This window comes from Photorhabdus noenieputensis (assembly GCF_018448935.1).
GTDB classification, from domain to species: Bacteria; Pseudomonadota; Gammaproteobacteria; order Enterobacterales; family Enterobacteriaceae; genus Photorhabdus; species Photorhabdus noenieputensis.
This window is the reverse complement of sequence record NZ_RCWC01000038.1, coordinates 22,380-48,753: the sequence shown is the minus strand read 5'-3', so window position 1 is coordinate 48,753 and position 26,374 is coordinate 22,380. Positions and strand designations below refer to the sequence as shown.

The 26,374-nt window shown below is 40.6% G+C and carries 23 protein-coding genes; 19 read left to right on the top strand and 4 right to left on the bottom strand.

The window, feature by feature from the left end:
- The first annotated feature begins 163 nt into the window (after window positions 1-163).
- From EAE91_RS20080 to ychH, 6 genes are all read left to right on the top strand, one after another.
- On the top strand, window positions 164-1,666 hold the full coding sequence (locus EAE91_RS20080; protein ID WP_244868957.1) for a hypothetical protein: 1,503 nt from the start codon (window positions 164-166) through the stop codon (window positions 1,664-1,666).
- Between the two features lie 377 nt (window positions 1,667-2,043).
- Window positions 2,044-3,582, top strand: a complete 1,539-nt coding sequence (locus EAE91_RS20075) for a hypothetical protein (protein ID WP_214090035.1) — start codon at window positions 2,044-2,046, stop codon at window positions 3,580-3,582.
- An 83-nt stretch (window positions 3,583-3,665) separates the two neighbouring features.
- Window positions 3,666-4,352, top strand: coding sequence for a hypothetical protein (locus EAE91_RS20070; protein WP_214090030.1), 687 nt, complete (start codon window positions 3,666-3,668; stop codon window positions 4,350-4,352).
- The gene (locus EAE91_RS20065; protein WP_214090029.1) at window positions 4,349-5,674 is read left to right on the top strand and encodes a hypothetical protein; all 1,326 of its coding nucleotides are present in this window, start codon (window positions 4,349-4,351) and stop codon (window positions 5,672-5,674) included. Before EAE91_RS20070 ends, EAE91_RS20065 begins: the two co-directional genes overlap by 4 nt.
- 118 nt (window positions 5,675-5,792) lie before the next feature.
- On the top strand, window positions 5,793-6,761 hold the full coding sequence (locus EAE91_RS20060) for an Ig-like domain-containing protein (protein ID WP_214090028.1): 969 nt from the start codon (window positions 5,793-5,795) through the stop codon (window positions 6,759-6,761).
- Between the two features lie 565 nt (window positions 6,762-7,326).
- Entirely contained in the window at window positions 7,327-7,602 is a 276-nt protein-coding gene (ychH, locus tag EAE91_RS20055; protein ID WP_036778679.1) for a stress-induced protein YchH, read from the top strand.
- A gap of 124 nt (window positions 7,603-7,726) precedes the next feature.
- Here ychH and prs read toward each other — a convergent pair whose 3' ends face one another.
- From prs to lolB, 3 genes are all read right to left on the bottom strand, one after another.
- Window positions 7,727-8,674, bottom strand: a complete 948-nt coding sequence (gene prs / locus EAE91_RS20050) for a ribose-phosphate diphosphokinase (RefSeq protein WP_011146321.1) — start codon at window positions 8,672-8,674, stop codon at window positions 7,727-7,729.
- A gap of 64 nt (window positions 8,675-8,738) precedes the next feature.
- Complete coding sequence (ispE, locus tag EAE91_RS20045) at window positions 8,739-9,614, bottom strand: 4-(cytidine 5'-diphospho)-2-C-methyl-D-erythritol kinase (RefSeq protein WP_214090027.1); 876 nt, start codon at window positions 9,612-9,614, stop codon at window positions 8,739-8,741.
- Window positions 9,614-10,237, bottom strand: a complete 624-nt coding sequence (gene lolB, locus EAE91_RS20040; RefSeq protein WP_214090026.1) for a lipoprotein insertase outer membrane protein LolB — start codon at window positions 10,235-10,237, stop codon at window positions 9,614-9,616. The genes ispE and lolB overlap by 1 nt, the downstream gene beginning before the upstream one ends.
- Before the next feature lie 251 nt (window positions 10,238-10,488).
- Here lolB and hemA point away from each other — a divergent pair, with 251 nt between their 5' ends.
- The 5 genes from hemA (at window position 10,489) to kdsA (ending at window position 15,492) form a co-directional block, all read left to right on the top strand.
- Window positions 10,489-11,751 (top strand): glutamyl-tRNA reductase, encoded by a 1,263-nt coding sequence (hemA, locus tag EAE91_RS20035; protein WP_214090025.1) that lies wholly within the window; start codon window positions 10,489-10,491, stop codon window positions 11,749-11,751.
- Window positions 11,752-11,782: 31 nt separating this feature from the next.
- Window positions 11,783-12,865, top strand: a complete 1,083-nt coding sequence (prfA, locus tag EAE91_RS20030) for a peptide chain release factor 1 (RefSeq protein ID WP_214090024.1) — start codon at window positions 11,783-11,785, stop codon at window positions 12,863-12,865.
- Window positions 12,865-13,713: a peptide chain release factor N(5)-glutamine methyltransferase gene (gene prmC, locus EAE91_RS20025; protein WP_214090023.1), complete on the top strand. Its 849-nt coding sequence runs from the start codon at window positions 12,865-12,867 to the stop codon at window positions 13,711-13,713. The genes prfA and prmC overlap by 1 nt, the downstream gene beginning before the upstream one ends.
- Window positions 13,697-14,506 carry an invasion regulator SirB1 gene (gene sirB1 / locus EAE91_RS20020; protein WP_214090022.1) on the top strand — a complete coding sequence of 270 codons (810 nt, stop codon included), beginning with the start codon at window positions 13,697-13,699 and terminating at the stop codon, window positions 14,504-14,506. The genes prmC and sirB1 overlap by 17 nt, the downstream gene beginning before the upstream one ends.
- A 131-nt stretch (window positions 14,507-14,637) precedes the next feature.
- Complete coding sequence (gene kdsA, locus EAE91_RS20015) at window positions 14,638-15,492, top strand: 3-deoxy-8-phosphooctulonate synthase (protein ID WP_214090021.1); 855 nt, start codon at window positions 14,638-14,640, stop codon at window positions 15,490-15,492.
- Window positions 15,493-15,609: 117 nt separating this feature from the next.
- Here kdsA and dauA read toward each other — a convergent pair whose 3' ends face one another.
- Window positions 15,610-17,325: a C4-dicarboxylic acid transporter DauA gene (dauA, locus tag EAE91_RS20010; protein WP_214090020.1), complete on the bottom strand. Its 1,716-nt coding sequence runs from the start codon at window positions 17,323-17,325 to the stop codon at window positions 15,610-15,612.
- Window positions 17,326-18,113: 788 nt separating this feature from the next.
- On the opposite strand from dauA, the gene EAE91_RS20005 reads away from it, so the two are divergent.
- From EAE91_RS20005 to EAE91_RS19970, 8 genes are all read left to right on the top strand, one after another.
- Complete coding sequence (locus EAE91_RS20005) at window positions 18,114-18,806, top strand: SDR family NAD(P)-dependent oxidoreductase (RefSeq protein ID WP_214090019.1); 693 nt, start codon at window positions 18,114-18,116, stop codon at window positions 18,804-18,806.
- Between the two features lie 494 nt (window positions 18,807-19,300).
- On the top strand, window positions 19,301-19,549 hold the full coding sequence (locus EAE91_RS20000; RefSeq protein WP_214090018.1) for an acyl carrier protein: 249 nt from the start codon (window positions 19,301-19,303) through the stop codon (window positions 19,547-19,549).
- 76 nt (window positions 19,550-19,625) lie between these two features.
- The gene (locus EAE91_RS19995) at window positions 19,626-20,471 is read left to right on the top strand and encodes a hypothetical protein (RefSeq protein WP_214090017.1); all 846 of its coding nucleotides are present in this window, start codon (window positions 19,626-19,628) and stop codon (window positions 20,469-20,471) included.
- Window positions 20,461-21,210: an ApeI family dehydratase gene (locus tag EAE91_RS19990; protein WP_479687625.1), complete on the top strand. Its 750-nt coding sequence runs from the start codon at window positions 20,461-20,463 to the stop codon at window positions 21,208-21,210. Before EAE91_RS19995 ends, EAE91_RS19990 begins: the two co-directional genes overlap by 11 nt.
- The gene (locus tag EAE91_RS19985) at window positions 21,200-22,384 is read left to right on the top strand and encodes a beta-ketoacyl synthase N-terminal-like domain-containing protein (RefSeq protein WP_214090015.1); all 1,185 of its coding nucleotides are present in this window, start codon (window positions 21,200-21,202) and stop codon (window positions 22,382-22,384) included. Before EAE91_RS19990 ends, EAE91_RS19985 begins: the two co-directional genes overlap by 11 nt.
- Before the next feature lie 86 nt (window positions 22,385-22,470).
- Window positions 22,471-24,222 (top strand): carbamoyltransferase family protein, encoded by a 1,752-nt coding sequence (locus EAE91_RS19980; RefSeq protein ID WP_214090014.1) that lies wholly within the window; start codon window positions 22,471-22,473, stop codon window positions 24,220-24,222.
- 189 nt (window positions 24,223-24,411) lie between these two features.
- Complete coding sequence (locus EAE91_RS19975; RefSeq protein WP_214090013.1) at window positions 24,412-25,305, top strand: class-II aminoacyl-tRNA synthetase family protein; 894 nt, start codon at window positions 24,412-24,414, stop codon at window positions 25,303-25,305.
- Window positions 25,306-25,373: 68 nt separating this feature from the next.
- Complete coding sequence (locus tag EAE91_RS19970; protein ID WP_214090012.1) at window positions 25,374-26,357, top strand: hypothetical protein; 984 nt, start codon at window positions 25,374-25,376, stop codon at window positions 26,355-26,357.
- The last annotated feature ends 17 nt before the right edge of the window (window positions 26,358-26,374 follow it).

The following is a 26,374-nucleotide window of genomic DNA, read 5'->3' as shown; positions in this document are numbered from 1 at the left end:
CCTAATCTTGACCAAAAAATAACGGATGAAGTAAATAATTTATTTTTGTAACAAACAGGAAGGAGGTAATAGACAGTAAGCATCGTGGTGTAAACGCATTATTTTGGTAAGAAGATTAGACGTTTGTTACTTATTGATGTTTAACTTTAATATGAGGTTTAATATGTCGATACTTACAGCAGATATCGTTTCAGGAATAACGGTTTTAGAAGAGTGCCCGGTTGTCATTACTGTGACTTATTCAGGTGATGAGACTCATAAAGTAACAGAAACGACTGATATAGTGTACAGTGACCAGAAAGATGTCAGTTTTGATGAAACTCCTCGTATTTCAAGGGATGCCAAGAATAATATCTGCACTGCAAAATTTATTGCTACTGCTCATTCTGGCGCCAATGATTTCACCATAATATTTTCAATGGATAAGACTACGGACCCCGATGCTAAATTAGAGATAGCATTTCATCCTATTGATAAAAATGGTTTTTCACATGCAGCGTTTGAACCTATGATTATTGGCGATTCGTTGGTAAAAGACTTATCTCCGGTAGAGGATGATGAGCAACCTTCTGAGTTTAACGGCAGCCTCGTTGTTAATATCTATGCGCTGAATAAAACAGATGATCCGTTGCCTTATTTTCAAATTCCCTTGGTAACTGATAGGATGGTACGTATTTTTGGTTATGAGGGAGGGCAACTTACGGAAGAAATATTTCCTTTTATTCAAGAACTCAATAATAGTAAATACTATATTAATACGAATAGTAAAGGTTTTGCTGCCTTAAGAGTTTTCCCTAGTAAGGGAGAGGGGGGTAACTATACAGTCAATATGTTTACAGAGTTGCAGGGTTTTTCAAGGAAATCTTCGTCAAATATTCTGTTTATTACAGAAGATATTGCTCCAACCCTTGTGATGCCAGATATTAAAGAGTTGGATGGCGATAGATTAATACCATCAGTGGGAAATAGTAGCACGGGTTTCCATGTGAGTATCCCATTTTATGAAGATGCTAAACCGAAAGATAGAATCTTCTTAATGATCAGGGAAGATAATGATGAAATACAAAGTACATCTACTGTCATTACTGATCTGAATCAGTTGGATATACCATTTATTTCAGCTCCATATGCCAGCATTCCAAATATTGGCGATAATGAATTATACTATTATGTGGCTGATACAATGGGAAACGTAGCTATATCATCTTCCCTCTATTTTTATTTAACGAAGTCAGTACCGAATCAACCACCACAGATTAGGCGTACATTAGCGGCAGCTAGAATTTTTACTCATAAAGATCAGAGCGAACTTAAACAGCGAGATAAGATCAATCTTGTAAAAATTTTAGGGGGAGGGCTGGATGCGCGTATTGCTGTGGGTAAAAAAAATGGAATAGATGTGGATAGTATTATCAATGTACATATTTACGTTAATGGTATTGTCAATCATAGTCCATCTTCAAAAATTTATTCTCTTGAACCTCATACGGTAACTGCCGACGAAGTGGCGGCAGGAGAGGCTATTATTCTGCTTGGTCAGGCACCTTTTACCGGTGTGGACTCGTATGATGATGGACCAGGATTGGTTTATGTCACTTACAGTGTAAGTATAAAGAACTCCAAGATTTGGTTTGGACGCATTGATACGGTTCCCCCCGGACAATAAATTTAACTGATTGAGCTTTTACCTGTTTATGGAAAATGCGTAAGCGTTTTCCATTTTCCCGGACATGTTTCTTATTTGTAAACTAGCGATTTTTTATTGTGGATTATTTTCAATCGATGAATCATGGAGTTAATGGTGACAGTATGAATAATGGCAAACATGGTGAAAAATGATTTAACAATTACCGTCATCTTAACCCCAGATATATTGTGACTATATGGGGTATACTTGAATATAAGGCTTATGCTTTGAGTGGGGATTTATTGTTATTACAGTAACGGCTAAAGTAAATAATTTATTTATGTGAGAAGTAGCAAGGGGGTAATAGATGGTAAGCATCGTGGTGTAAACGCATTATTGGCGCTTTTTACTTATTGATGTTTAACTTTAATATGAGGTTTAATGTGTCGACACTTACAGCAGATATCGTTTCAGGAATAACGATTTTAGAAAATTGCCCAGTTGTTATCACTGTGACTTATTCAGGTGATGATATCCATAAAGTAACGGAAACGACTGACATCATGTACGATTATGGCTATTTTGATGGAATTCCCCGTATTTCAAGAGATGTCGAAAAAAATATCTTTACTGCGAAATTTGTTTTTACTGTTTACTCTGGTGATAGAGATTTAACCATAATATTTTCAATGGATAAAGCTACTGATCCCGATGCTAAATTAGAGATTAAGCTTCATTCTATTAGTAAAAATGATTTTTCACACGCAGGGTTTACCCCTATAATTATGGGCGATTCATGGGTAAAAGATTTTTCTCCGGCAGAGGATGATGAAGAACCTTCTGTATTTAGTGGCAATCTGCTTATTAATATCTATGCGTTGAATAAAACAAATGATCCGCTTCCTTATTTCCAAATTCCTCTGGTAACTGATAGGGCAGTACGTATTTTTGGGTATGATGGAGAAGGAATTACGGAAGAAATATTGCCGTTTATTAGTGAAAAAGATAATTATCAATATTATATTAATACGGATAGTCGTGGTTTTGTTGCTTTAAGAGTTTTTCCTAAGAAATCTGAGGGTAATTATTCAGTGAATATGTTGACAAAACTGTCATATCTTTTAAAAAGCGCTTCATCAAGCATTTTGATGATTACCAAAGATATTGAGCCAACGCTTCCAGCGCCAGATATTGCAGAACTGAATGGTAATAAGTTAATGCCATCAGTAGGAAATAGTAGTACAGGTTTTCATGTGATTATCCCATTTTATGAAGGTGTTAGACCGAGAGATAGAGTTTTCTTAATGATCAGAGAAGGTTATGACGAAACGCAAGGTGAGTCTGCTGTCATTACTGATCTGAATCAGTTAGATATACCATTTATTTCAGTTCCATATACCAGTATTCCAAATACTGGTAGTAATGAGTTGTATTATTATGTGGCTGATGCAAATGGAAACGTCGCTGTATCATCTGCCCGCTATTTTAATTTAACGAGGTCAATACTAAATGTACCACCAGAGATTAGGCGCATATTGGCGGTACCTAGAATTTTCAGTCATAAAGACCAGATAGAATTTAGACAGTCAAGTAAGATGAATCTTGCAAGTATTTTAGGAGGGGGGCTGGATGCTCATATTGCTGTGGGGGAAAAGAATGGGATAGAGGTAAATAATGTCATTAATGTACGTATTTACATTAATGGTATTGTAAATGATAATCCATTTTCAAAGATTTATTCTGTTGAACCTCATACGGTAACTGCCGACGCACTGGAAGCTGGAGAAATTATTATTCCACTTGGTCAGGCACCTTTTACTAATGTAAATTCATATCGTGATGGTGCGCCAGGCTGGGTTTATATCACTTATAGTGTAGGCATGGAGTGCAGTGAAAGTACAAAGGACTCTAAGATTTGGTTTGGACATATTGATACGGTTCTTCCCGGACAGTAAATTTAACCGATTGAGCTTTAATATTTTATTAAGCGTTATCATTTTATTTTCAATTAATAAATCATGGAGTTAATGGTGACAATATGAATAACGGCATATCAAGTGTGATTATCACAGAAAATGCGGCAAAAAGTGATTTAACCAATTATCCTAATCTTAACCCTCAAAATATTGTGACTATATATGGTCTGCCTGGGCATAAATTCTATGCTACGACATCTATCGGTGCTTTCATTGTAGACGATAACATTAATCTAGATCAGATCATATTGACGCTAGATGAGACTGGAAAAGGACATTTTTATGTTCGTTCTCCGTTTGAACATAAAAATATTGAAAATAGCGAAGAATTTTCGGCTTTTGTGGTGATTGCCCCGCAAGAGGATATCAATAAAGTAATGTCTTTTCCGCTTACTTTTGGTAATTATCGTCAGTCTGATGAAGCTATAGTATTTACCGCCTATAATTATACTACAGGCGCTCCGGCGGATGGGAAGACGCCTTGCTCGATATATCTTTTTATTGATCGTAAAAATAATGATGATATTAATCAAATCCGTGTAAGAGTTAATAATAATGCACTCATCGATGGTTATAATAAGAACTGGGCAGATATTCCATTAAAGGAGGATGGTAGTGCGACAGTGAATGTGACGAGCAGCACAGTAGGTAAAGTTAATGTTTGGCTAACAGCGCCTGATTCAGATTCAGGCGATAGAGTCAATTTTGTTTTATCGTTCAGACCGATTCCAATGAGAGGTGAAATATGATTACCAATAACGACAATACACCTATTTCTTTATCGTCTCCAGAGTTGCCGCAAGCAGATCACGATGGCCTGATTGATGTTCCTGTTCAACAGAACCAAGATTTAATTATCAAAGTACCTTATCATGAGTGGCTAAGAATCGGGGATATGATCGTGGTAAATGTTGGGGGAATATTTTCTCGGCCCTATTATATTCAGAATATTAATCTTGATTTTTTTACTGTAACTATTCCGTTCTCTGAAATACCGGATGGTTGCTATGATGTGACTTATACATCAGCCGATGATTTCGAGAATGAAAATTTCTCTAAACCGGCTGTTATTAAAGTTATTAATTCTCCATCGATAAAATTATTACCATCAATTTACCCAGATTCAACATCTGGCGTTATTCACTATTCATCTCTTAAACAACATTATGGGTTAAATGTGCATATTAGTTATAAGCAGATGCAGAAAGGCGATAGCGTCATATTCCACTGGCAAGGGCATAATTTTGACTATGAGCCGATTGCGAGGGCAGCCTGGGATGCACAACCAATAATAGTCAGTGATGAGGATGTTAAGCAGGGTTATGTTTCTTTAGTGGTGCCGGCGGAAAACGTGCTTTGTTTGGGGCAAGAGGGCGTGGGAACAGGGTATTATGAGGTTGGTAATACTATTTCTGCTCCAGGTTCAGTGATCTTGTCATTAATGGATATGTCATCTGCCATGATATCAATTAGTGAAGGTGCGCCGATGGTATCTAATGAATATCCCAGAATAAACCCGAAAAATTTAGCTGTGGTTTATGGGCCGCCAGGAAAGAGATTATCGGCCAGTGTTGAATCAGGAAGTATTGTTGAAGGGGGTGGTGCAAAATATCAGTTTGCTCCTAATAGTTTCGGGCTGGCTTATTTTCATTTGCAATCTGAGGTAGCGGGTAGTTTTCGTTGTACTGTTTCGGCGGAGGATGGTTCTATAACACCGGGTGTAGGTCAGGCAGTATTTAGTGAGTGGAGAGATGGAGGGAATATTATCAAGGCTTATGCATTTACCTCTGAGGTACCTGCTGATGGCGTGAGTGTTTGTAGTGGTTATGTTATTGTGGACCGTACTGCCTATTCCGGCAAAAGATTACTTGTTCGTACTGATGGCTCCGCGATAATTTCAGGTTATGGTGATAATGAAAGAGAGTTGCAGGTTGCAATTAGTCAGGATGGTTGTACAACTTTCCATATAACTAATACCAAAGCAGAAAAAAATAATGTAATAATAAGTTTACCCGATAGTGATAAGTCGATTCAATTTTCTATTAATTTTAAACACTTTCCTTCTATTTAGCGTAAGGAATATTGTTAATTAGCATAATGTTATCAAGTTGAAATTATTTTGTTTTTTAACTTCAAATCGATGATGACATATATAAATATACATGATAGTGATAAATTAGGAGAAAGAAATGAATGACGAACAAGCACCAAAAGAGGCTAAAACATTAAATTGGCTATCAAGTGAAAAAACGGAAACTGCGGATAAACCGATAGATATCGGTGTAAGCGCAATCCAGGATGGTTATTTATTGCAAGGGGCGAATATAATTTTCACGTTAGATAATCAATCTATGGTATTTAAAGAGAATAATGATCGCAAAATTATCAAAGGTACAGGAGTACTGGGTAAGGTATCAGTTGAAATAATCTCTACTGATTTAACTCCATGTCGAGGGAATGTATATGCTTGCTTGGAAGATGATACTCAAATAGCAGCCCCTCCTCTCCAGGTCGAGTTTACTGTTGCTCCTCAAGTGGTGGCAGCGCTTAATCTTGATTTAGAAAAAAATAATGCATGGACTAATAGTACCGATGAGAATAAGGTAGTTGTAACGGCGCATGATCGGTTTGGTAACGGAATGAAAAACCAAGAAATAACCTTCTATGCAGATAGTGGGGCAACAGTAGTTCCGTCGTCGGGTATGACAGATAAAGATGGTAAAATAACGGTGTCAATACAATCTAATAGTGCTGGTGAAGTGATGCTAATGGCACAAGCGGGAGATGTTGCAAAGGCTATAGCTATGTGTTTCACGTATAATCCATATCAGTTAAAGATTGGAAAATCTCCGGCTGTTCTGTCTTCATTTTCAAGCGGTATTATAGCTGGATATTTATATAAGAATGGCGTAGGTGAACCTAATGTAACTATATCAGTATCTATGGGATTTTATCTGTCATTGAGTAATCAAGACAAACATATGACTACCGATAAAGATGGATATTTTAGCTTTAGAGTTTCTTCTTCTTATACACGAGGGTATTCGCCTCATAATCATGTACCTCCCATGAATGAATCCGCATCGGTAGATATAAGTTGTATTGATGGACGGGTATATTCTCAAACTTGGATAGAATTAACCCCAGGGTTATATTAGGCATTGGATATTTCGGGATGCTGATTGATGATGACTCATTAAAAAATTAGGCAGATCCCTGTTTTTAGCCGTTATCATGCAGTGTGAAAATAAGATGATTTTTATTATCCCGGTAGGAATCATTGATTAAAAATATATAACTTGGGTGGAATTTCACAACTATCATTGTTATATATCAATATTTAGTTAAAAACCTGAACTTTTCTTTAAGTGAAGTTCAGGCTACTAACTCATTATTTCTTCATGTTATTTCTTACAATGATTAGGGTGTTGTTATTAAATCTCCTTTAGTTGTGATCGCGCCCGCAATGACCTTTTATGAAATAGGGCTATACTATAAATAGACTTTATAATTATATATACCTTATGGATTTCAAGATGCATCGCGACGGCAAGGGAGCGAATCCCCGGGAGCATAGCAAACTATGTGACCGGAGTGAGTGCAGCCAACAAAGAGACAACTTGAAAGATGACGGGTATAGAGTCAATTAACGTTAACTTTTGAATTTTCGGTTCTTAGTGTTCACGGAGAGTGTGTATTCACGAAGAGTGTTGGAGGTAATATATGAAACGTCAAAGTGCTTTCATAGTCGGTAATGTATTAATGGGTGTCGGTATGTTCACCATAGTGAGTAGCCTGGCTTATACATTACTGCCTCACATCTTCGGTTTTGGCTGGCCTGAGTTTTTATCTGAAGCCGCGCTATTGGGGGTTTTTATTGGCGCGCTTGTTTGGTTGGCTGGTGCCGGTGTGGGAGGCCGGGAAGGTGTGGCAGATCGTTATTGGTGGTTAAGAAACTATGATGAGCGTTATCGTCGTGGTGATCATCGGTATCCATAACAAGAATAGAATTAGTCATAGTTTGTGCTAATGGAAAAGTATATTCCAGATAAGCAAAAAACCCGTTGAATCTCTTGTACAACGGGTTTTTTCTTAAATAGCAATATTATGAGTACAACTTATATTAGTGCTCAAACATTGCAGAAATTGATTCTTCATTACTGATACGCCGGATCGCTTCAGCTAACATACCGGACAACGTGAGAGTCCGAACTTTATTGAGCGCCTTGATCTCAGCAGACAATGGGATGGTGTCACAGACAACCACTTCATCAATCACCGAGTTTTTAATGTTGTCTACAGCATTACCGGAGAAAATCGGGTGAGTAGCATAGGCAAATACCCGTTTTGCTCCGCGTTCTTTCAATGCTTCCGCCGCTTTGCATAAGGTGCCGCCGGTATCAATCATGTCATCAACTAGCACGCAGTCGCGGCCAGCGACATCACCGATAATATGCATCACTTGAGAAACGTTAGCGCGTGGCCGACGTTTATCGATGATAGCCATATCGGTATCATTCAGCAGCTTGGCGATAGCACGAGCGCGGACAACCCCGCCAATATCCGGGGAAACAACGATCGGGTTTTCCAACTCTTTCTGTAACATATCTTCCAGCAGAATTGGGCTGCCAAATACGTTATCAACCGGAACATCGAAAAACCCTTGGATTTGCTCAGCATGCAGGTCAACGGTCAGTACGCGGTCTACACCAACGCTGGACAGGAAATCCGCAACAACTTTGGCGGTAATTGGCACACGGGCTGAACGGACTCGACGGTCCTGACGAGCATAACCGAAATAAGGGATTACTGCGGTAATACGTCCTGCGGAAGCACGACGCAGTGCATCAACCATAACGACTAATTCCATTAAATTGTCGTTAGTCGGTGCACAAGTGGACTGGATGATGAAAATATCACCACCACGCACATTTTCATTAACTTGCACGCTGACTTCACCGTCGCTGAAACGGCCGACAGCCGCGTCTCCAAGGTTGGTGTACAGGCGGTTGGCAACACGTTGTGCTAGTTCAGGAATAGCGTTACCAGCAAAAAGCTTCATATCGGGCACGAGAAAGACCTCAGGCTTGCGTCCAGAGAGATATTGTTGACCAATGCAAATAACAAATATTTATTCATTGGTTCAATAACACGGGTATCCCAGAGCGAAAACTGTGCAAAGGTGAATTGTTAACGCCACGCGCAACAAAACCCTGCAACCACTCAGGGGCTTGATTTAACACCTTACGGGCCGATGCTTCTGATTCAAACTCACCGAATACACAGGCACCGGTTCCGGTCAGGCGTGACGGCGCGTATTCTAGCAGCCATGAAAGAAGCTGTTCAACCTTACGAAAACGTTTTCTTACAAGAGATTCACAATCATTTGTGTACGGAGCCTTTAATAATGCGGTCAGAGGGCGAATTGGCGTATCACGTTTTAATTCTGGATCTGTGAAGACGCGCAGAGTTGAGATTTCAATACCGGGGTGTGCAACCAGATACCACTTTTCTGCCGGTTCTGCCATGTGCAGAATTTCACCAATACCTTCTGCAAACGCGGCGTGTCCTTTGATAAAGACTGGCACATCAGCGCCAAGACTCACGCCAAGGGTTGCCAATGTTTCGTCTGTGAAACCGGTTTGCCAGTGATAATTCAGAGCAATGAGCACGGTAGCGGCATTGGATGAACCTCCGCCTAATCCACCGCCCATTGGCAGGCGTTTGTTAATCTGGATATCAGCGCCTTTGTGAGTAATCCCGGTATGGTGTTTATCGCTGTAGGATTGTAATAGACGTGCGGCGCGAACGATCAGGTTGTTATCGTGTTCCACCCCCTCTACCGGCGTCAATAAACGGATTTCATTATCCTGACGGAGGGTAATGGTAATTTCATCACCATAATCGAGAAATTGAAATAGCGTTTGCAACTGGTGATAACCATCAGCGCGACGACCGGTGATATAGAGGAATAGGTTAAGTTTTGCCGGCGAAGGCCAAGTTAATGTCATTATTTTGTGGTCCAGTTATCCATTTTCAATTTGATGCGACGATCCCCTTGAATCAGTTCCAGGCGATTGGGAAGAGTGGGGATTGTTGAGGTATCGTAGGATTGATAATTCACCTGCCATGTCGCGCCATTTTGCTGGTAATTGACGGTTTTCAATAGATAGTTCGCATCCAGTTTAAAGTTTTTGGCATCACCGGGGAGACCCGTTATCCAATGCCGCAGATTATCTAGTGGAATATCCATATTGGTGAGCCGATAAATTATCTCTTCGGGGTTATCGCTAAAATATTTTTTGCCCTGGCTATCGGTTAATTGTGTCATGCCAGGCTGAACGAGCAGCTCTAATTCAGTGCTGCCTAGCGGGTTAGTCAGTAATAAACGGTAGCGTTCAGGATGATATTGTTGCCAGAAGAAGCGGGCATAAACTTTTTTCTCATTAGACAGATAGGCAAAAGAGCCACGTGTTTGATATTGATTTAATTGCTGTAACTGTTGAGTACGTGTTCGCCATTGGGGAGAATCTGCCGAACCTGTTCCGCCAGGTTGCGTTAATGTACAGGCGGTCAACAATACACAAGAGAGTGGCAATAGACGGAATAGTGATAATTTTTGTGTTGGTTTCATCGGCAATCTCGGTTTAATAACGTGAAAACTTTTACGTCACTTAATAATGAAGAATGAACTATTAATCCAGTTAAATTTCAAAAAAATGTTCTGAATAATGATATCAGACACTGCTGATTGTCTTTTATTGATCTGAGGTATCAAGTAGAATGCACAGTTTATAAGAGTCCTTATTAAGGGTGATGATTTCATCAATATGGAATGTTTTTTACGATGAACTGTCTCCCTGTTGATAACCCAATGAAGTTGATATGACTTTGTTAGCACTTGGTATTAACCATAAAACGGCTCCTGTATCCTTGCGTGAACGGGTCACTTTTTCTCCGGGCACGATTGGGGAAGCGCTTGATAACCTCCTCCAGCATCCCCTGGTGAAAGGGGGGGTTGTACTGTCAACGTGTAATCGTACGGAGCTTTATCTCAGCGTAGAACAGCAAGATAATCTGTATGAGCAGTTAATTGACTGGTTGTGTGGATACCATCAGCTAAATCCCAGAGATCTAAAATCCAGTATTTACTGGCATTGTGGTAATGAAGCGGTCAGTCACTTGATGAGAGTGGCGAGTGGGCTGGATTCGTTGGTACTTGGAGAACCTCAGATTCTTGGGCAAGTGAAGAAAGCATTTGCCGAGTCGCAGCACAGTCACTCTTTATCGAGTGAACTGGAGCGACTGTTTCAGAAATCATTTTCTGTTGCCAAGCGTATCAGAACGGAAACAGAGATTGGTTCGAATGCGGTTTCCGTTGCATTTGCCGCTTGTACCTTGGCGCGGCAGATTTTTGAATCACTTTCTGAACTAAATATTTTGCTGGTAGGTGCCGGAGAAACGATTGAACTGGCTGCTCGTCATTTGAAAGAGCACCGCGTGCACCATATGATGATTGCTAACAGGACGAAAGAGAAGGCACAGGTGTTGGCTGATGAAGTTCAGGCGGAAGTGATCACTTTGCCTGAAATTGATACACGTTTAGCAGAAGCTGATATTGTTATCAGCTCGACGGCCAGTCCTTTGCCGATTATTGGTAAAGGGATGGTTGAACGTGCATTAAAGTTACGTCGTAACCAACCGATGTTGCTCGTTGACATTGCGGTTCCCCGTGATATAGAGCCTGATGTAGAGAGACTGGATAACGTCTATCTCTACAGTGTTGATGATTTACAGGCAATTATTCAGCAGAATCTTGCGCAGCGCAAAGCGGCGGCGGTTCAGGCTGAATGTATTGTTCAGCAGGAAAGCCGTTATTTTATGGACTGGCTGCGTTCGCAGGGCGCAGTAAATTCAATCCGTGAGTATCGTAATCAGGCAGAACGAGTGCGAGCTGAAATGACAGCTAAGGCACTGACTGCTATCAATCAGGGAGCTGACGTAGAACAGGCCGTTAATCAATTGACTCATCAATTGGTGAACCGTCTGATACATGCTCCTACCAAATCACTCCAGCAAGCAGCCAGCAATGGTGATCTGGAACGCCTTAATTTATTACGTGACAGCCTGGGGCTGGAACATAATTAACCATATCTCGGAATAGGGTCTGAAACCAAGAATGAAGCCTTCTATTGTTGCTAAATTGGAAGCATTGCAAGAACGTCACGAGGAAGTTTTGGCTCATCTCGGTGATGCCGATGTGATTGCTGATCAGGAACGTTTTCGTGCTTTGTCACGGGAATATGCTCAACTGACTGATGTGACGAGCTGTTTTAAAGCCTGGCGTGCGGTTCAGGATGATCTTAAAGCAGCCGAAATAATGCTTGATGACCCTGAAATGCGGGAAATGGCACAGGAAGAGATCAGGGACGCCAAAGTCCGTAATGAAGAGTTAGAACAACAACTACAATTATTGTTGTTGCCGAAAGATCCTGATGATGAGCGTAACTGTTTTCTTGAAGTGCGTGCCGGAACCGGTGGTGATGAAGCGGCTATTTTCGCCGGGGATCTGTTTCGTATGTACAGCCGTTATGCTGAATCCCGTCGTTGGAAAGTTGAGGTCATCAGTGCTAACGATGGTGAACATGGTGGCTATAAGGAAATTATTGCTAAAGTTTCCGGTGAGCAGGTTTATGGTCATTTAAAATTTGAATCGGGTGGTCATCGTGTTCAACGTGTACCGGAAACCGAATCGCAAGGGCGTATTCACACGTCTGCTTGTACCGTTGCGGTTTTGCCCGAGATCCCGGAAGCCGAGTTGCCGGAGATAAGTCCAAGTGATCTGCGTATTGATACGTTCCGTTCGTCTGGGGCGGGTGGTCAGCACGTAAACACCACGGATTCAGCCATCCGTATCACTCATATTCCAACTGGCATTGTCGTTGAATGTCAGGATGAACGTTCACAGCACAAAAACAAAGCGAAAGCGATGTCTGTATTGGCGGCACGTATTCGCGCTGCTGAGGTTCGTAAACGTCAGGAAGCGGAAGCTTCTGAGCGTCGTAACTTGCTGGGTTCCGGTGACCGTTCGGATCGCAACCGTACTTACAATTTCCCGCAAGGGCGGGTGACGGATCACCGTATTAACTTGACGTTATACCGCCTTGATGAAGTGATGGAAGGCAAATTGGATATGCTTGTTCAGCCGATCGTGAATGAATATCAGGCTGATCTATTATCGGCTTTGTCAGAGCAGGATTGATGGATTATCAATCTTGGCTCAAACAAGCCACAATACAGTTATCGGCAAGTGACAGTCCTAAACGAGATGCGGAAATTTTGTTGGGGTTTGTCACTCACCGTCCCCGGACTTACCTATTGGCATTTGGTGAAACGCAGTTAGCTGCGGAACAGTTCAACCAGCTTGAGGCGTTACTCGCTCGCCGGGTGAAAGGTGAACCTATTGCCTACATCACCGGTGAGCGTGAATTCTGGTCATTGCCATTAAATGTCTCTCCTGCCACGTTAATCCCACGTCCTGACACTGAATGTTTGGTAGAAAAGGCGCTTGAACGGCTATCGCTGACTCCTTGCCGCATTCTGGATTTGGGAACGGGAACCGGCGCAATTGCACTGGCAATCGCCAGTGAGCGCCCTGATTGCCGAGTTACCGGGGTTGATATCAATCCTGATGCGGTCATACTGGCGCAGGGCAATGCTGAAAAACTCAAAATACAAAATGTGGATTTTTTGTTAAGCGATTGGTTCTCTTCGTTGAATAATCAACAGTTTGGTATGATTGTCAGTAATCCGCCTTACATAGATGAAATCGATCCACATCTATCTCAGGGCGATGTTCGGTTTGAGCCGGATAGTGCATTAATTGCGGCACAACAGGGAATTGCTGATCTGAATACCATTATTGATCTATCTCGCCATTTTTTGTTGCCTGGTGGATGGTTGTTATTGGAGCATGGTTGGAAACAGGGAAATGTTGTAAGAAGCCTGTTCTCTGAGAGTGGTTATCGGCAGATAGCTACTTTTCAGGATTATGGCGGTAATGAGCGAATAACACTGGGTCAGTGGAAAAGTGATGAAAGCCATAGCTGATTATGAATTTAATAACGCATCGTTAAGTAGCGGTATCCTGTTAATCTCCAGAACCCTCCGTTCTGATTTTCCTCAGCATTCAGTGGAGATGCAGCTCCAGGTATTGATTGATGAAGCCAGACGTGAAATATCTCCGCAGTTGAATATAGAAGAACGGCTGGAAAAATTACTGAGGCTTTTTTATCAAACCTGGAAATTCGGTGGTGCCAGGGGTGTTTATTGCCTGTCAGATACATTATGGCTGGATAAAGTACTGCAAACCCGCCAAGGTTCCTCTGTTGTTTTAGGGGCAATTCTTATTCATATTGCTCAGGCTTTAGAACTGCCGTTTATGCCGGTTATTTTTCCGACGCAGTTGATTTTGCGTGTTGATTATCCAGATAACACAGTGAAGTTCATTAATCCAATCAATGGAGAAGCGCTAAGCGAACGTGTGCTTGATGTATGGCTTAAAGGTAATATTAGCCAGACAGCGAAATTAGCGGCAGATGATTTGCAGGGAGCCGATAACGCCAGCATTGTACGTAAAATGCTGGATACGATAAAAGTCGCATTGATGGACGAAGGGCAGATGGAATTGGCGCTGAGGACGAGTGAAGCTGTGCTGATATTTGATCCCGATAACCCCTATGAAATACGTGATAGGGGGCTGATTTATGCGGAACTTGATTGTAACCATATTGCGGTTTCTGATTTAAATTATTTTGTGGAGCACTGCCCGGAGGACCCGGTGGCAGAAATGGTCAGAATGCAAATATACGCCATTAAGCAGCAATGCATTGTTTTACATTGAAATATTGTTTTACATTGAAATATCGTTTTGCGTTGCAATATTGTTTTGTATTGAAATATTGCTTTGCACTGAATAGTACACTGCACTGATTTATCTCATTAATTTATTGGTCCCTAACGGAAGGTATAAGTATGCAACAGAAAGTGGTTCATATTGGTGATATCAAGGTCGCGAATGATCTACCGTTTGTTCTCTTTGGTGGTATGAATGTCCTTGAGTCACGGGATTTGGCCATGAGTATTTGTGAGCACTATGTCACAGTGACACAAAAATTGGGCATTCCTTATGTTTTCAAAGCCTCCTTTGATAAAGCAAATCGATCATCAATTCACTCTTACCGCGGCCCAGGTCTGGAAGAGGGAATGAAGATTTTTCAGGAACTGAAACAAACTTTCGGTGTGAAAATCATCACTGACGTGCATGAGCCAACACAGGCACAACCGGTGGCGGAAGTGGTTGATGTTATCCAACTGCCGGCATTTCTGGCGCGTCAGACTGACTTGGTTGAGGCGATGGCGCGTACCGGCGCGGTGATAAACGTTAAAAAACCTCAGTTTATCAGCCCAGGTCAGATGGGAAATATTGTGGAAAAATTCAAAGAAGGCGGCAACGATCAGGTGATCTTGTGTGACCGTGGCAGCAACTTTGGTTATGACAATTTGGTGGTGGATATGTTGGGCTTCAATGTCATGGCTCAGGCAACGGGGGGGCATCCGGTAATTTTTGATGTTACTCATTCACTCCAATGCCGCGATCCATTCGGTGCCGCGTCTGGTGGTCGTCGTGCTCAGGTTGCTGAACTAGCGCGTGCGGGAATGGCTGTCGGTATTGCTGGCCTGTTCCTTGAAGCTCACCCTGATCCGGCGAATGCGATGTGTGATGGTCCATCAGCATTGCCGTTGGCAAAACTTGAGCCATTCTTGAGCCAGATGAAAGCGATTGATGATGTGGTGAAAAACTTCCCTCAACTGGATACCAGTAAATAAAGAAGCTTTCTGATGTCATGACATCAAATGATCAAGAGATTTGGCGCTGGTTTACAGCGCCATTATTTAAAAAAAGAGTTATTGGAAACAGAGCTAGCAAATTTTTATCTGGCAATTTCAGCTATCCATTTTGCCATTGAAATTCAATTCTTCCATTGCTCGTGGCAATGTCGCATGGAAGCTAAGGTGATTTTCAACCAATTGTATCCTGGCTCTGGCCAATGTTTTTAACGGCTGAAATGGAATATCACAAACCGCGATATATTTATCTTTTCCCACTTCATCAATAAAGCGTTGAAAAGCGTGCAGCCCACCGGCATCCAGCACAGGAACGGCATCCCACTGCATAAGAATTGTTTGATAGCTGACGCTTTTTTCCTTTAATTCTGTAAAGATACGTTCAGCGGCGGCAAAGAATAGTGGGCCATTGATACGGACAACTAGCAGAGCTTTATCGACATTGGTTTGTGGCAATTGACTGATGCGAGTCATATTGGCGATTCGACGCATAAACAGCAGTGAAGCTAATACGATACCGATCGTAATTGCGATAACCATATCAAACAGCACGGTGAGCGACATGCAAAGTACCAACACAATAATGTCATCCTTTGGTGCGCGGCGCATTAGGTCGATAACTTTATGTATTTCGCTCATATTCCAAGCGACCATAAGCAACAAGGCAGACATGGCGGCCAGAGGAAGATCGGAGAGCATGGGGGCCAATGCCAGTAAAGTCAATAACACGAGCAGAGAGTGAACAATGGCTGAAACCGGTGATGTTGCTCCGGCTCTGATGTTGGCGGCTGACCGGGCGATGGCGGCGGTAGCCGTAATACCGCCGAAGAATGGTACGACAATATTTCCCAAGCCTTGACCAATTAATTCACTATTTGAGTGATGCTTCTTACCGGTCATACCATCCAAAACCACGGCACAAAGCAGTGACTCAATAGCGCCTAACATTGCCATTGAAAAAGCGGCGGGTAATAGGGCTGAAATTGTTGCCCAACTTATATCAACCTGATGAGAACCCATATCAGGTAAATGCCACGGTAAAACAAGTTGCGGCAGAATAGGGGGAATGCCTTGCCCTTGAGTACCGTCGTTCAATATATAACTGAATTCAGAACCAATGGTAGCAGCATGTTGACCGAATGAGTTCATGATCCCCATTACAGCAGTTCCTGCAATGAGGGCGGGAAGATGCCCGGGTAATTTCAGCCCAAGCTTGGGCCAATAAATCAGAACGACAAGCGTTGTTAGGCCAATCAGCGTATCACTCAAATACAGCGTTGGCAGCGCTTGAAACAGTGTTGCAACCTTATAGATATAATTCTCTGGCATATGTTCCAATTGCAGACCAAAAAAATCTTTTACTTGCATGGTTGCGATAGTAATCGCGATTCCAGAAGTAAAACCGAGAGTGACGGGTAGTGGGATATATTCGATCAATTTACCAAAGCGGGCTAATCCCATCACCAGCAAAATAATGCCTGACATTAATGTTGCAATGAGCAAACCACTCAGACCAAATTGTTGAGAGACCGGATAGAGAATGACAACGAAAGCGGCGGTAGGGCCGGAAACACTATAACGTGAGCCGCCGGTTATCGCGATGACCATCCCGGCGATAGCGGCGGTGTAAAGCCCATATTGTGGTGGGACCCCACTCCCGATTGCTAGCGCCATAGCGAGCGGAATGGCGATAATACCGACAGTAATACCGGCAATAATATCTTTAATTAAACGAGTAAAAGAGTAAGGTTCTTTCCAACAAGCATCAATTACAGCACTAAACGGCCGTATGCCGTTCATTCTACGAGTTTTCATCTGTGCATAAACCAAAAATATAGAGGGAAAAAGCAATAGGGTTGTTACAGCCGAATTGCAAGACCAATTACAAAACTAAATTGTAAAAATAGTGCTTTTAGTTCAAAGCGATAGCACTATAGAGCAAACTTAACATTAATAGCTTAACGACAGGAAAGTGAAAAGTAAAAGGGAGAATAGTGCTCTTATCACCATAAAATAGGCTGAAATCGATTTCTGTTAAGTATCTATTCTTATTGGTGAATATCATTGAATTAACTTAATAAAGAGTTTAATTAATTTTTTTAAATTTGAAGCTATATGTTTGTTCTATTAATTATAAAATTATAATGTTTTATCTTTATAATAAATTAACAGAATTAATTACAATTTTTAATTGTTATTGTCAGAAAGTTAAATAATTAATTATGCATTCACCACATGTATTGATTATGACTAGATTAAATTAGCTGTATTGGATATTTTTACGCATGATGGTTTTTATTTAATTTTTGGATGTAATTTAACCAATGCTTTGATATTTCTTAAATATTAGATTAATAATTTGACAGATATAAGAACTCACCCTATTATTTAGAGTGACTCATAGAATTAGATGGATTAAATGAGTTGAAAATAGGTAAGCTAAAAATATATGCGTTAAAAGTACATGTGTTTAAAAGTATATATATCTGTAAATATATGAGTTAAAAATGTTTTCTTGTTTAGATAATATTTATTCTGAATGCTTTATTTAAAGTAGGGTTTACTGTTGGAAAATAACTTTTAGATAAGGTAGGAATGTTTGAATGCATAAATATAACAGCAAGATACTTATTATTGGTTCATCAAGTGAAATTGGGAATGCAATTTGCCGACATGCGGTTGCCAGCGGCTATGAAGTATTAGGTACTTCACGTAAACCGTGTAATGAAGAAATTTATTTAGATGTTATGTCGGATAACAGCGTTAGAGAAGCCATTGGCATTGCGGTTGAGAAAATGAAATGTATTGACGCGGTTATCTATACACCGGCAATGTCATTGGATGGTTTATTGCATGCTCAGGATATTGAGGGTTGGCATGATGTTTTTAATGTCAACTTGTTTGGTGCCGCAAGAGTAGCAAAATATTTGCTGCCGCATTTTATGAAGAATCGTAATGGCGTGATGCAATTTATTTCTTCTACAGCAAGTTTACGTGGGGAGACAGGCGCTACTGCTTATTCTTGTTCAAAAGCCGCCATGAATGCATTGGTGAAAAACATCTCAAATGACTACGGCCGTTTTAATGTTAGGGCTTACACTGTAATGCCGGGATATGTTGATGGTGGTATGTTACGTCATATTTCTCCAGAAAAAAAGATGGAATTCGCCAGAAGCACAGCATTAAAACGAATGGCAGATGTCGATGAAATTGCCAGTTTTTGTGTGGGGACATTGAGTACATCAACCTATATCACAGGAACATCTCTTTGCATTGATGGGGGATTAAGTGGTTAATAACAATATCATAAATCGTGATCTACAATCATGTTTTTATCAATTAACTGGAATATTGGGTTGGGTATATGATAAATGTATTTCTTCACTTGGCCTAATATTGCCAATCGCTGTAATGAGAAAAGGTTATTGGTTATTATTCCAATTTTGGGTACGTTATTTGGAATAGGAACCAAAACTGATTATCAGATACCTCTGCTTTTATATCGGTTATGAATTATTTTCTTGGGTAAATACCTATCCCAATAGGCGTAATTGTTGCTGGCCGTTAATTGGAATGCGTTTTTCGATATATGTATGGGGGAAACGATTTATGAGAAATTTATATATACCCTATGGATTTCAAGATGCATCGCGATGGCAAGGGAGTGAATCCCCGGGATCATAGAGAATTATGTGACTGGGGTGAGCGAGAGCAGCCAACAAAGAGGCAACTTGAAAGATAATGGGTATAAAAACCATTAGATCTGAATAGACATCATTGGGGATGTGATATGGATAATATTGATATGGTTAATGAAGAATTAGCAAGTATTTTGGTGAATGTTGCTGAGTTAGACCCGGATTTTAAAATAACGTCGAATAAATTGTTGAAGAGTGATCTCGGTATTGACTCATTAAAGTTAATTGATGTCATTTTGTCAGTTGAGCGAACTTTTGGTAAGGAGGTTTCTGAAGATGCGCTTGCCCGTATTCAAACTGTAGGTGAGTTATGGGAGGAAATAAAAAATAACCTGCAATGATCGGGTTGACTTAATCAATAATTAAAAACTCTCTATTTTTCAAATAATAAGTTGAGGGAAAATGTTGACTTTTAACGTGGGAAATTTAGCTATTTACCCGAATATATTTCGGAATGAGAGAGAGGGGGAGTTTTCTCTTCCTGCTGATATTTCTGAATTTGTAAGCAATAAAGGTGATCGTTTTCGTGATGACTTTAGCCGCGTTTGTACCTATCTGGCGAATCAGTTTATTGCAGAAGATAGAAATGGAAAAAATGAATCTGTGATTGTGGGTACAGAATATGGCAACCTTGAAGCAATGCTTCGTTTTCAGCGGCAGGTCATGAACAATGATAAAATGGTATCTGCTCAACAATTCCCTTATGCTACCACCAGTTCAGCTTCAACCTTTATTAACATTGACAAAAAGGTAACGGGAGGAAATTGTACATTAAATGCAGGTAGTAAAACCCCTGTAATGGTATTCATGCAAGCGTTGCTTAATCTGCATAATAGATCAATAGGTGCCAGCTACCTCTTTTTCGGTGATGTTTATTGCACAGAAGCACTTGATGATATACGAAAGAAAGTCAGCAATCAGAAGTCAATATCTTCTGGTGTGATGTGTGCGACACTATTGAGTGGAAAACAATTTACGGCAGATTTTTTCTTCGGGTTAACGGCGGGAGAGATAAAAAAACGGTGTGATGCTTTGTCACCGGATACGAAGATATTTATATATAATACGTTGGATCAGAATGACGCATTAATTCATGTTGTTAAAGATAATAATGCAATTGAATACCAAGAATATAATAGCGCTTTTCTGTTTCATAAGTTTATGGGGGCGATTAAGCACAGTAAAAAAGGAGATGCTGTTGTATTTATTGTGATCGATAACATGAATGCTTCAGGCGTAAGGGTTATACACAATGATGATTAATCGTATTAACCATGTTTTTTCACCTCAAGATGAAATATTCAAATATCATTTTCCCGGTAATCCTGTTGTGCCAGGGATCTTGCCAGTCGCCGCTTTTTGTAAAGAGATGGCTGATGCATCTGCCGATTTTATCAGTTTAAGAAATCTATTTTTTCATCAATTTATACGTCCTGATGAAAATATCCAATATCGCCAAGTGGAAAATAAAATTTCTGCAATGGTATCGGAACAACGCTGTTTTTCTTTTCTTCTGAATTATTCTGACAGAGATACAAAAGGTGAAAGTAAAAAAATTTTTTACGCATCTTCTCTATTATCACCATCATTGCGTGAACCAGAATTTTGGTTTTTGCCGAAAATAGTCTATGTTAATGATGGATTAAACAGAGCGAATTGCAGCCTGGATATGAAATCATTGCGCGGTGAAGCGGCTTATTTGCAAAAATATCATTATTTCCCTTTGATTATTCTTGTCGAGGCAATGGGGAATTTAGCATTAATTTTGCAGCATCAGCAACAGAGTATTTCAACAGCAGGCGATTATGTTTTTGCCAAATTTGGCGAATTGGCCTTCAATCCTGATATCGAACATATTAATTCTCCTGTGTTTATTGAAACTAAAGTAACCCGATTTGGCTCAATAATGTGTTGGGATGCCAGGGCATATTGTGAAGGGGAAAAATTACTTTGGATAACTGACGCAGTATCAATTAAGAGGAAGGAGAACGATGTTAGATAAAATATATGTTACAGGTCTTGGCGTCGTTACTCCAATTGGTATAGACGTCGAAAATTATTGGAAAAACTTATGTGCTGGCGAGTCAAATTTTACTCGACTGGAACCGATCTATCCTTCTTTGAAGCCAAATTTTGTCGCGGGAAGAATTTCCGCTGAGCGGCGTCTGGATATAAAAGCCAGAGCACCGAAATGTACCGGTATACAGCTCCCTGATTCTTCTTTGTATGCTGTCGATGCCGCACTTCAAGCGATAGCGGATGCAGGATTACAACCAGGGTGTGCTGAATTGCGTAATGCCTTGGTGTGTGTGGGTAATAATGAGGCTGAGGCGGATATTCTTGATCAATTAGTTGAAGGTATGCCGGTAAATTGGCATTCGAATATCTATTCGAGTCATGCGGTTTCCGATAATGTTGCTCGTGCAATTGGTTCATTCGGGCCTTCCATGACGATACATAATACTTGTGCGTCAGCAAATATTGCGCTTGAAACAGCACTACGCATGATGAATGCGGGAATTATCTCGACATCCATCATTGGCGGTGGAGACGCCTTTTCAAAAAAGGTGTGGTCAGGTTTCTACATGCTTAATGCATTAGGTGCGGAACAATGCCGTCCGTTTTCGAAATTAAGGCGCTTTATTACGATATCTGAGGGTGCCGCTTTTTTGGTGTTGCAGAATAGAAAACACGTTGGTGAATATCAATCGCCTTATGCTGAATTGATCGCTACTGCTAGTAATAATGACGCATTACATCCGACCAATCCTGATATTAACAGTGTCACCCAGTGCCATAAGAAATTATTAGATTTGGCAGGCGTGGAAGCCGGAGATATAGGTGGCATATATGCACACGGTACTGGGACTAAGGCCAATGATGCAGTAGAAGCATCGATATTCTCTGAATATTTCCCGCATTCGGCGGTTTCAGCAATTAAAGGGACTATCGGACATATGATGGCGACAGCGGGAGCAATTGGCGCAGTCAGTGCTTGCTTATCTTTGAGAGATCAAATGATGCCGCCAACAAATATCTTGCAGGAGGATTTTGAATATCAATTTAATTTAATTACTCGTCAAATGGAAATGAAGAATAATTTAAAATATATACAAAACAATGCATTTGGTTTTGGTGGTAATAATGCCATTACTTTATTTGGCAAGGTGACTTGATTCCTGGTAATGCAAAATGGGCTATTGGTATAAAGTGCATAGTCTAATTCTTATGAAAGAAAAATAACAATTTGGAGGTGAAGAAAATGGTTATATTAGGTATCAGTGGCCTTCCCAATTCGCAACATTTTATGCGAGAGAATTACCCAGGTATAGGTAAATTAGACGAGCGTATTTGTCAGGGAGTTGATAGTGCAGCCTGCGTAATTGTTAATGGAAAAATTATTGCAGCGGCTGCGGAAGAGCGCTTTACCGGAGAAAAAGGAACCGGCCGGTTTCCTGCTAATGCTATTAACTACTGTTTGGCGGAAGCGGGTCTTACGCAAGATGATATACAGGTTATTGCCCACGGTTTTAATTATGATAAATATCGCCGTTTTTTCATGTCGAATGAAAAAATGTTTGAGGAGGCTTTTAGCGGAAAAACCGTGATTAATGCATTGGCTTCAGAAGGGTGGCAGAATATTGAATCACGTTTTCAAGGGGTAGATCATCATCTGGCTCACGCCGCATCAACCTTTTATCCCAGTGGCTTCCCATCGGCACTATGTGTCATTTCAGACGGTATGGGTGAAATAGAATCTTTAAGTGTTTATCTTGCTAAAGACCAGCAATTCCAGAAATTGTACAGTCAGCCAATTAGTTCTTCATTAGGAATATTTTATTCTATCTGTACCCGGTTCCTTGGCTTTGTATTTAATAGTGATGAATATAAAGTCATGGGACTTGCCGCATATGGTAATCCTGAGCGATATCGCGATATTTTCAATAAATTGACTCAATTCGATGCAGAGAGTGGAACGATACAGATAAACTGGTTACCGCAAGCATTTGACAATTCGGAATATGGTTTTCCCGGTGCAATGGCACAACTGAGCGATATGTTTGGTTTGACACCAAGAAATGAAGATGATCCTTTGCTGGATGTTCATCAGGATTTTGCTGCCGGATTACAGGAGAAATTTACACTGTTGCTGAAACAGTTAGTGGCCTATTGGCTGCAAAAAACCGGTGAAACATCACTCTGCCTTGCTGGAGGATCGTTCTTAAACTGCAAAGCAAACCAGGCCCTTTGTCAGCTTGATGGTGTTGAAAACGTCTTTGTTCAACCGGCATCGGGTGATGATGGTTCGGCCTTGGGCGCTGCGCTTTTTGTGGCTGGCGGATATAACAATGGCGCAGATCCTTGCTTTAATCCTTATCTCGGTCCTCGTTTCTCCACTGATGAAGTCCGTAATGTATTATTCCGACATGGTGGCAATGCGGGCATGAAATGGCGTTATTTGGGGCTGAATGATGATTATTTTGCGTCTGCGGCTAAAGATATCGCAGAAGACAAAATCATTGCTTGGTTCCATGATCGAATGGAATTTGGCCCAAGGGCACTTGGCAACCGTTCGATTTTAGCTCTGCCAGCAGGTGAAAAAATAAAGGATAGAATTAATAGCACAGTAAAATTCCGTGAGGCTTTCCGGCCATTTGCCCCGGCAATATTGGATGAGGATTGCGACACTATTTTTGAGACACGTAATTTAATGCCGACTCGATATATGCTTTGCACCGCCAAAGTAAAACCAGAGATGATGGAGCCGGTGTCAGGTATTGTTCATGCTGATGGAACGGCGCGTATTCAGCTTGTTGAGCGTACTTTTAACGCAACTTTTTGGCGATTATTGAAAGAGGTACAGAAGATAACGGGTTATGGCTGCCTGGTGAATACTTCATTTAACGTTAGGGGACAGCCGCTTATTATGTCACCAGAGGTTGCAGTAGAGACATTTTTGAAAACCTCATTGGACAAGCTTTATATTGAAGGGTTTGTCGTATGGAAAGAATAACCCTGATGGCGTCCTGATTAAAATGTCAGTTAATTGATTTTGGGATCAAATGTGTTTCTTTATCATCTTAGAAAAATATCTGGAGATGATATTTGATGATATGGAAACACATCCTTTCTATTTATAGAACAGAGATTGTTTACTGGGCAGCATAACGTAACCATCGATCAGCAAAGGTAATATAAAAATATGATAAAAGAACTTCAACAGCGTAAGCTGCTATCAATTGTGCAATCGCAGAATGGCCTTGTCGGGTACCGGCTCTCTGACAGTTTATATGCTGCTGCTGAGTTCCTTGATGAGACACTTTTGCAAGTTTTAAGTAAGGGAATATCTGTTACTTCACACTCATGTACCACATTGTTACCTCGATCCACGTTAGAGCGTATCAGTTTCTTTGACAAATTGCCTAGCAATCCATTGCATGTTTATCCTCATTTAACTCACGATGTCATGAGTGAAAATAGCGGGGATGCATGGGTATTGAGCCCATCGACTTGTTATCATACCTTCGCTCATTTAGCAGAGAGTACCCATGATTGGGAACTGAAATATTTTACAGCTAAAGGGCAGTGTCATCGATATGAACCGGCTAAAGATGAGCCTACCCGTATGGGGAATTTTACCATGCGTGAATTAATATTGGTGGGGCTACAGGAAAAAGTAGAAACACATTGTGAAATGATATTTGGGCAAGCGGTTAAATTCTTACGTTTACTGTTTCCTTCTCTTTCGGTAGAAAAAGCCAGTGATGTATTTTATGGAGAGCATTCTAAAGTGACTCGTAAAGTACAATTATCAATGGGCGTCAAGTGTGAAATACTTATTCCTTGGTTTGATAAATATAACGTTAGCGTTGGTTCCCGAAATTTACACCGAGATTTATTTACCACCAACTTCAATATTATCAGCCGTGCTAGCGATCGTGCTATGCATTCCGCTTGTATTGCTTTCGGAATGGAGAGATTACTTTTGGCGCTGTTAGCACATACTTTGAATTATGAACCTGATTTACTTATCGAAAATATAGCACAAGCAGCCACAATAATATTGGAGGAAAATAACCGTGATTACAGGGCATAATATATCTGGTCTGCTATTCATAAATTAGCCCATTGTATCTAGGTGACAAAATGCTCATGGAAAATGTGATGGATAAATCATACGCAAATGTCGCGATAAATAATGTCGCAATAAATTGTTTTACCGGTAGCCTGACAAGATTACTTAATTTACAGGGTAAAGAGATTTTTGAGGCAGAGATCTTTGAAGCGGGTAATGGTTATTTATTTCGTAGTGGTTATGATGCACTGAATATGCCTGAATATACTTTCTCAGTTGAAACTGTTGGACTAACTGGTGCGGCGACTTTGGGCGCAAATATAATTTCATTACCGATAGATTATGCTCAGTGGTGTCGTCAATTGTATGAATTACTGTGTCAGAGGAAAGGCGTCGTTGCTTGGGTTAATTCGGCACATTTATCTTATTCTGAGGTTTATACCAATAAACCGGAATACCTGCATGCTGTGTTGATCTCCGCTATTACGGATGATTATTCACAAGTGCGTATCTTTGATTCTTTGGTGGTTGATCGGGAATCTTATGCTTGTGAGGCATGGATGCCATCTGAGCAATTTTATTTAGCGCTTTCTGATAAAGTGCCCAATGAAACTTATGATCATATGGGTAATTTTTATATTGTTGATTCACTGAGCGAGCATGAAACTATGCCGGTAAGGGAATTACTGACTCGTCAGGCAGAATTATTTAATACCTTGCCTGAATATTATGACGCATTGAAAAATTATGGCAAATTATGTCTAAATGCATTTCAACAGGCAGAAGAAAAAGCTTGCCGGGCGGCTAAAAGATTGTTTGATCACATTAGCGTATTGTATGTAATACCCAGTTTGAATTTGTTAAAACATTCTTTAATCAGAGCTGATATTGCACCTTCTTTGATTGAGCGTTGCACGGAATTGATTGATCACTGGAAAGCTTTATCTATTTTAGCGTTGAAGTTTGAAGCCACATTATCACCGCAAGTGTTGGAAAAAATAGCCGGGCGTTTTGATCATATTGAGCAAATAACTAATATGATGTGGGGGGAGTTATATCGGTATAAAGGTTGAGTTTGAACATCTTGTGG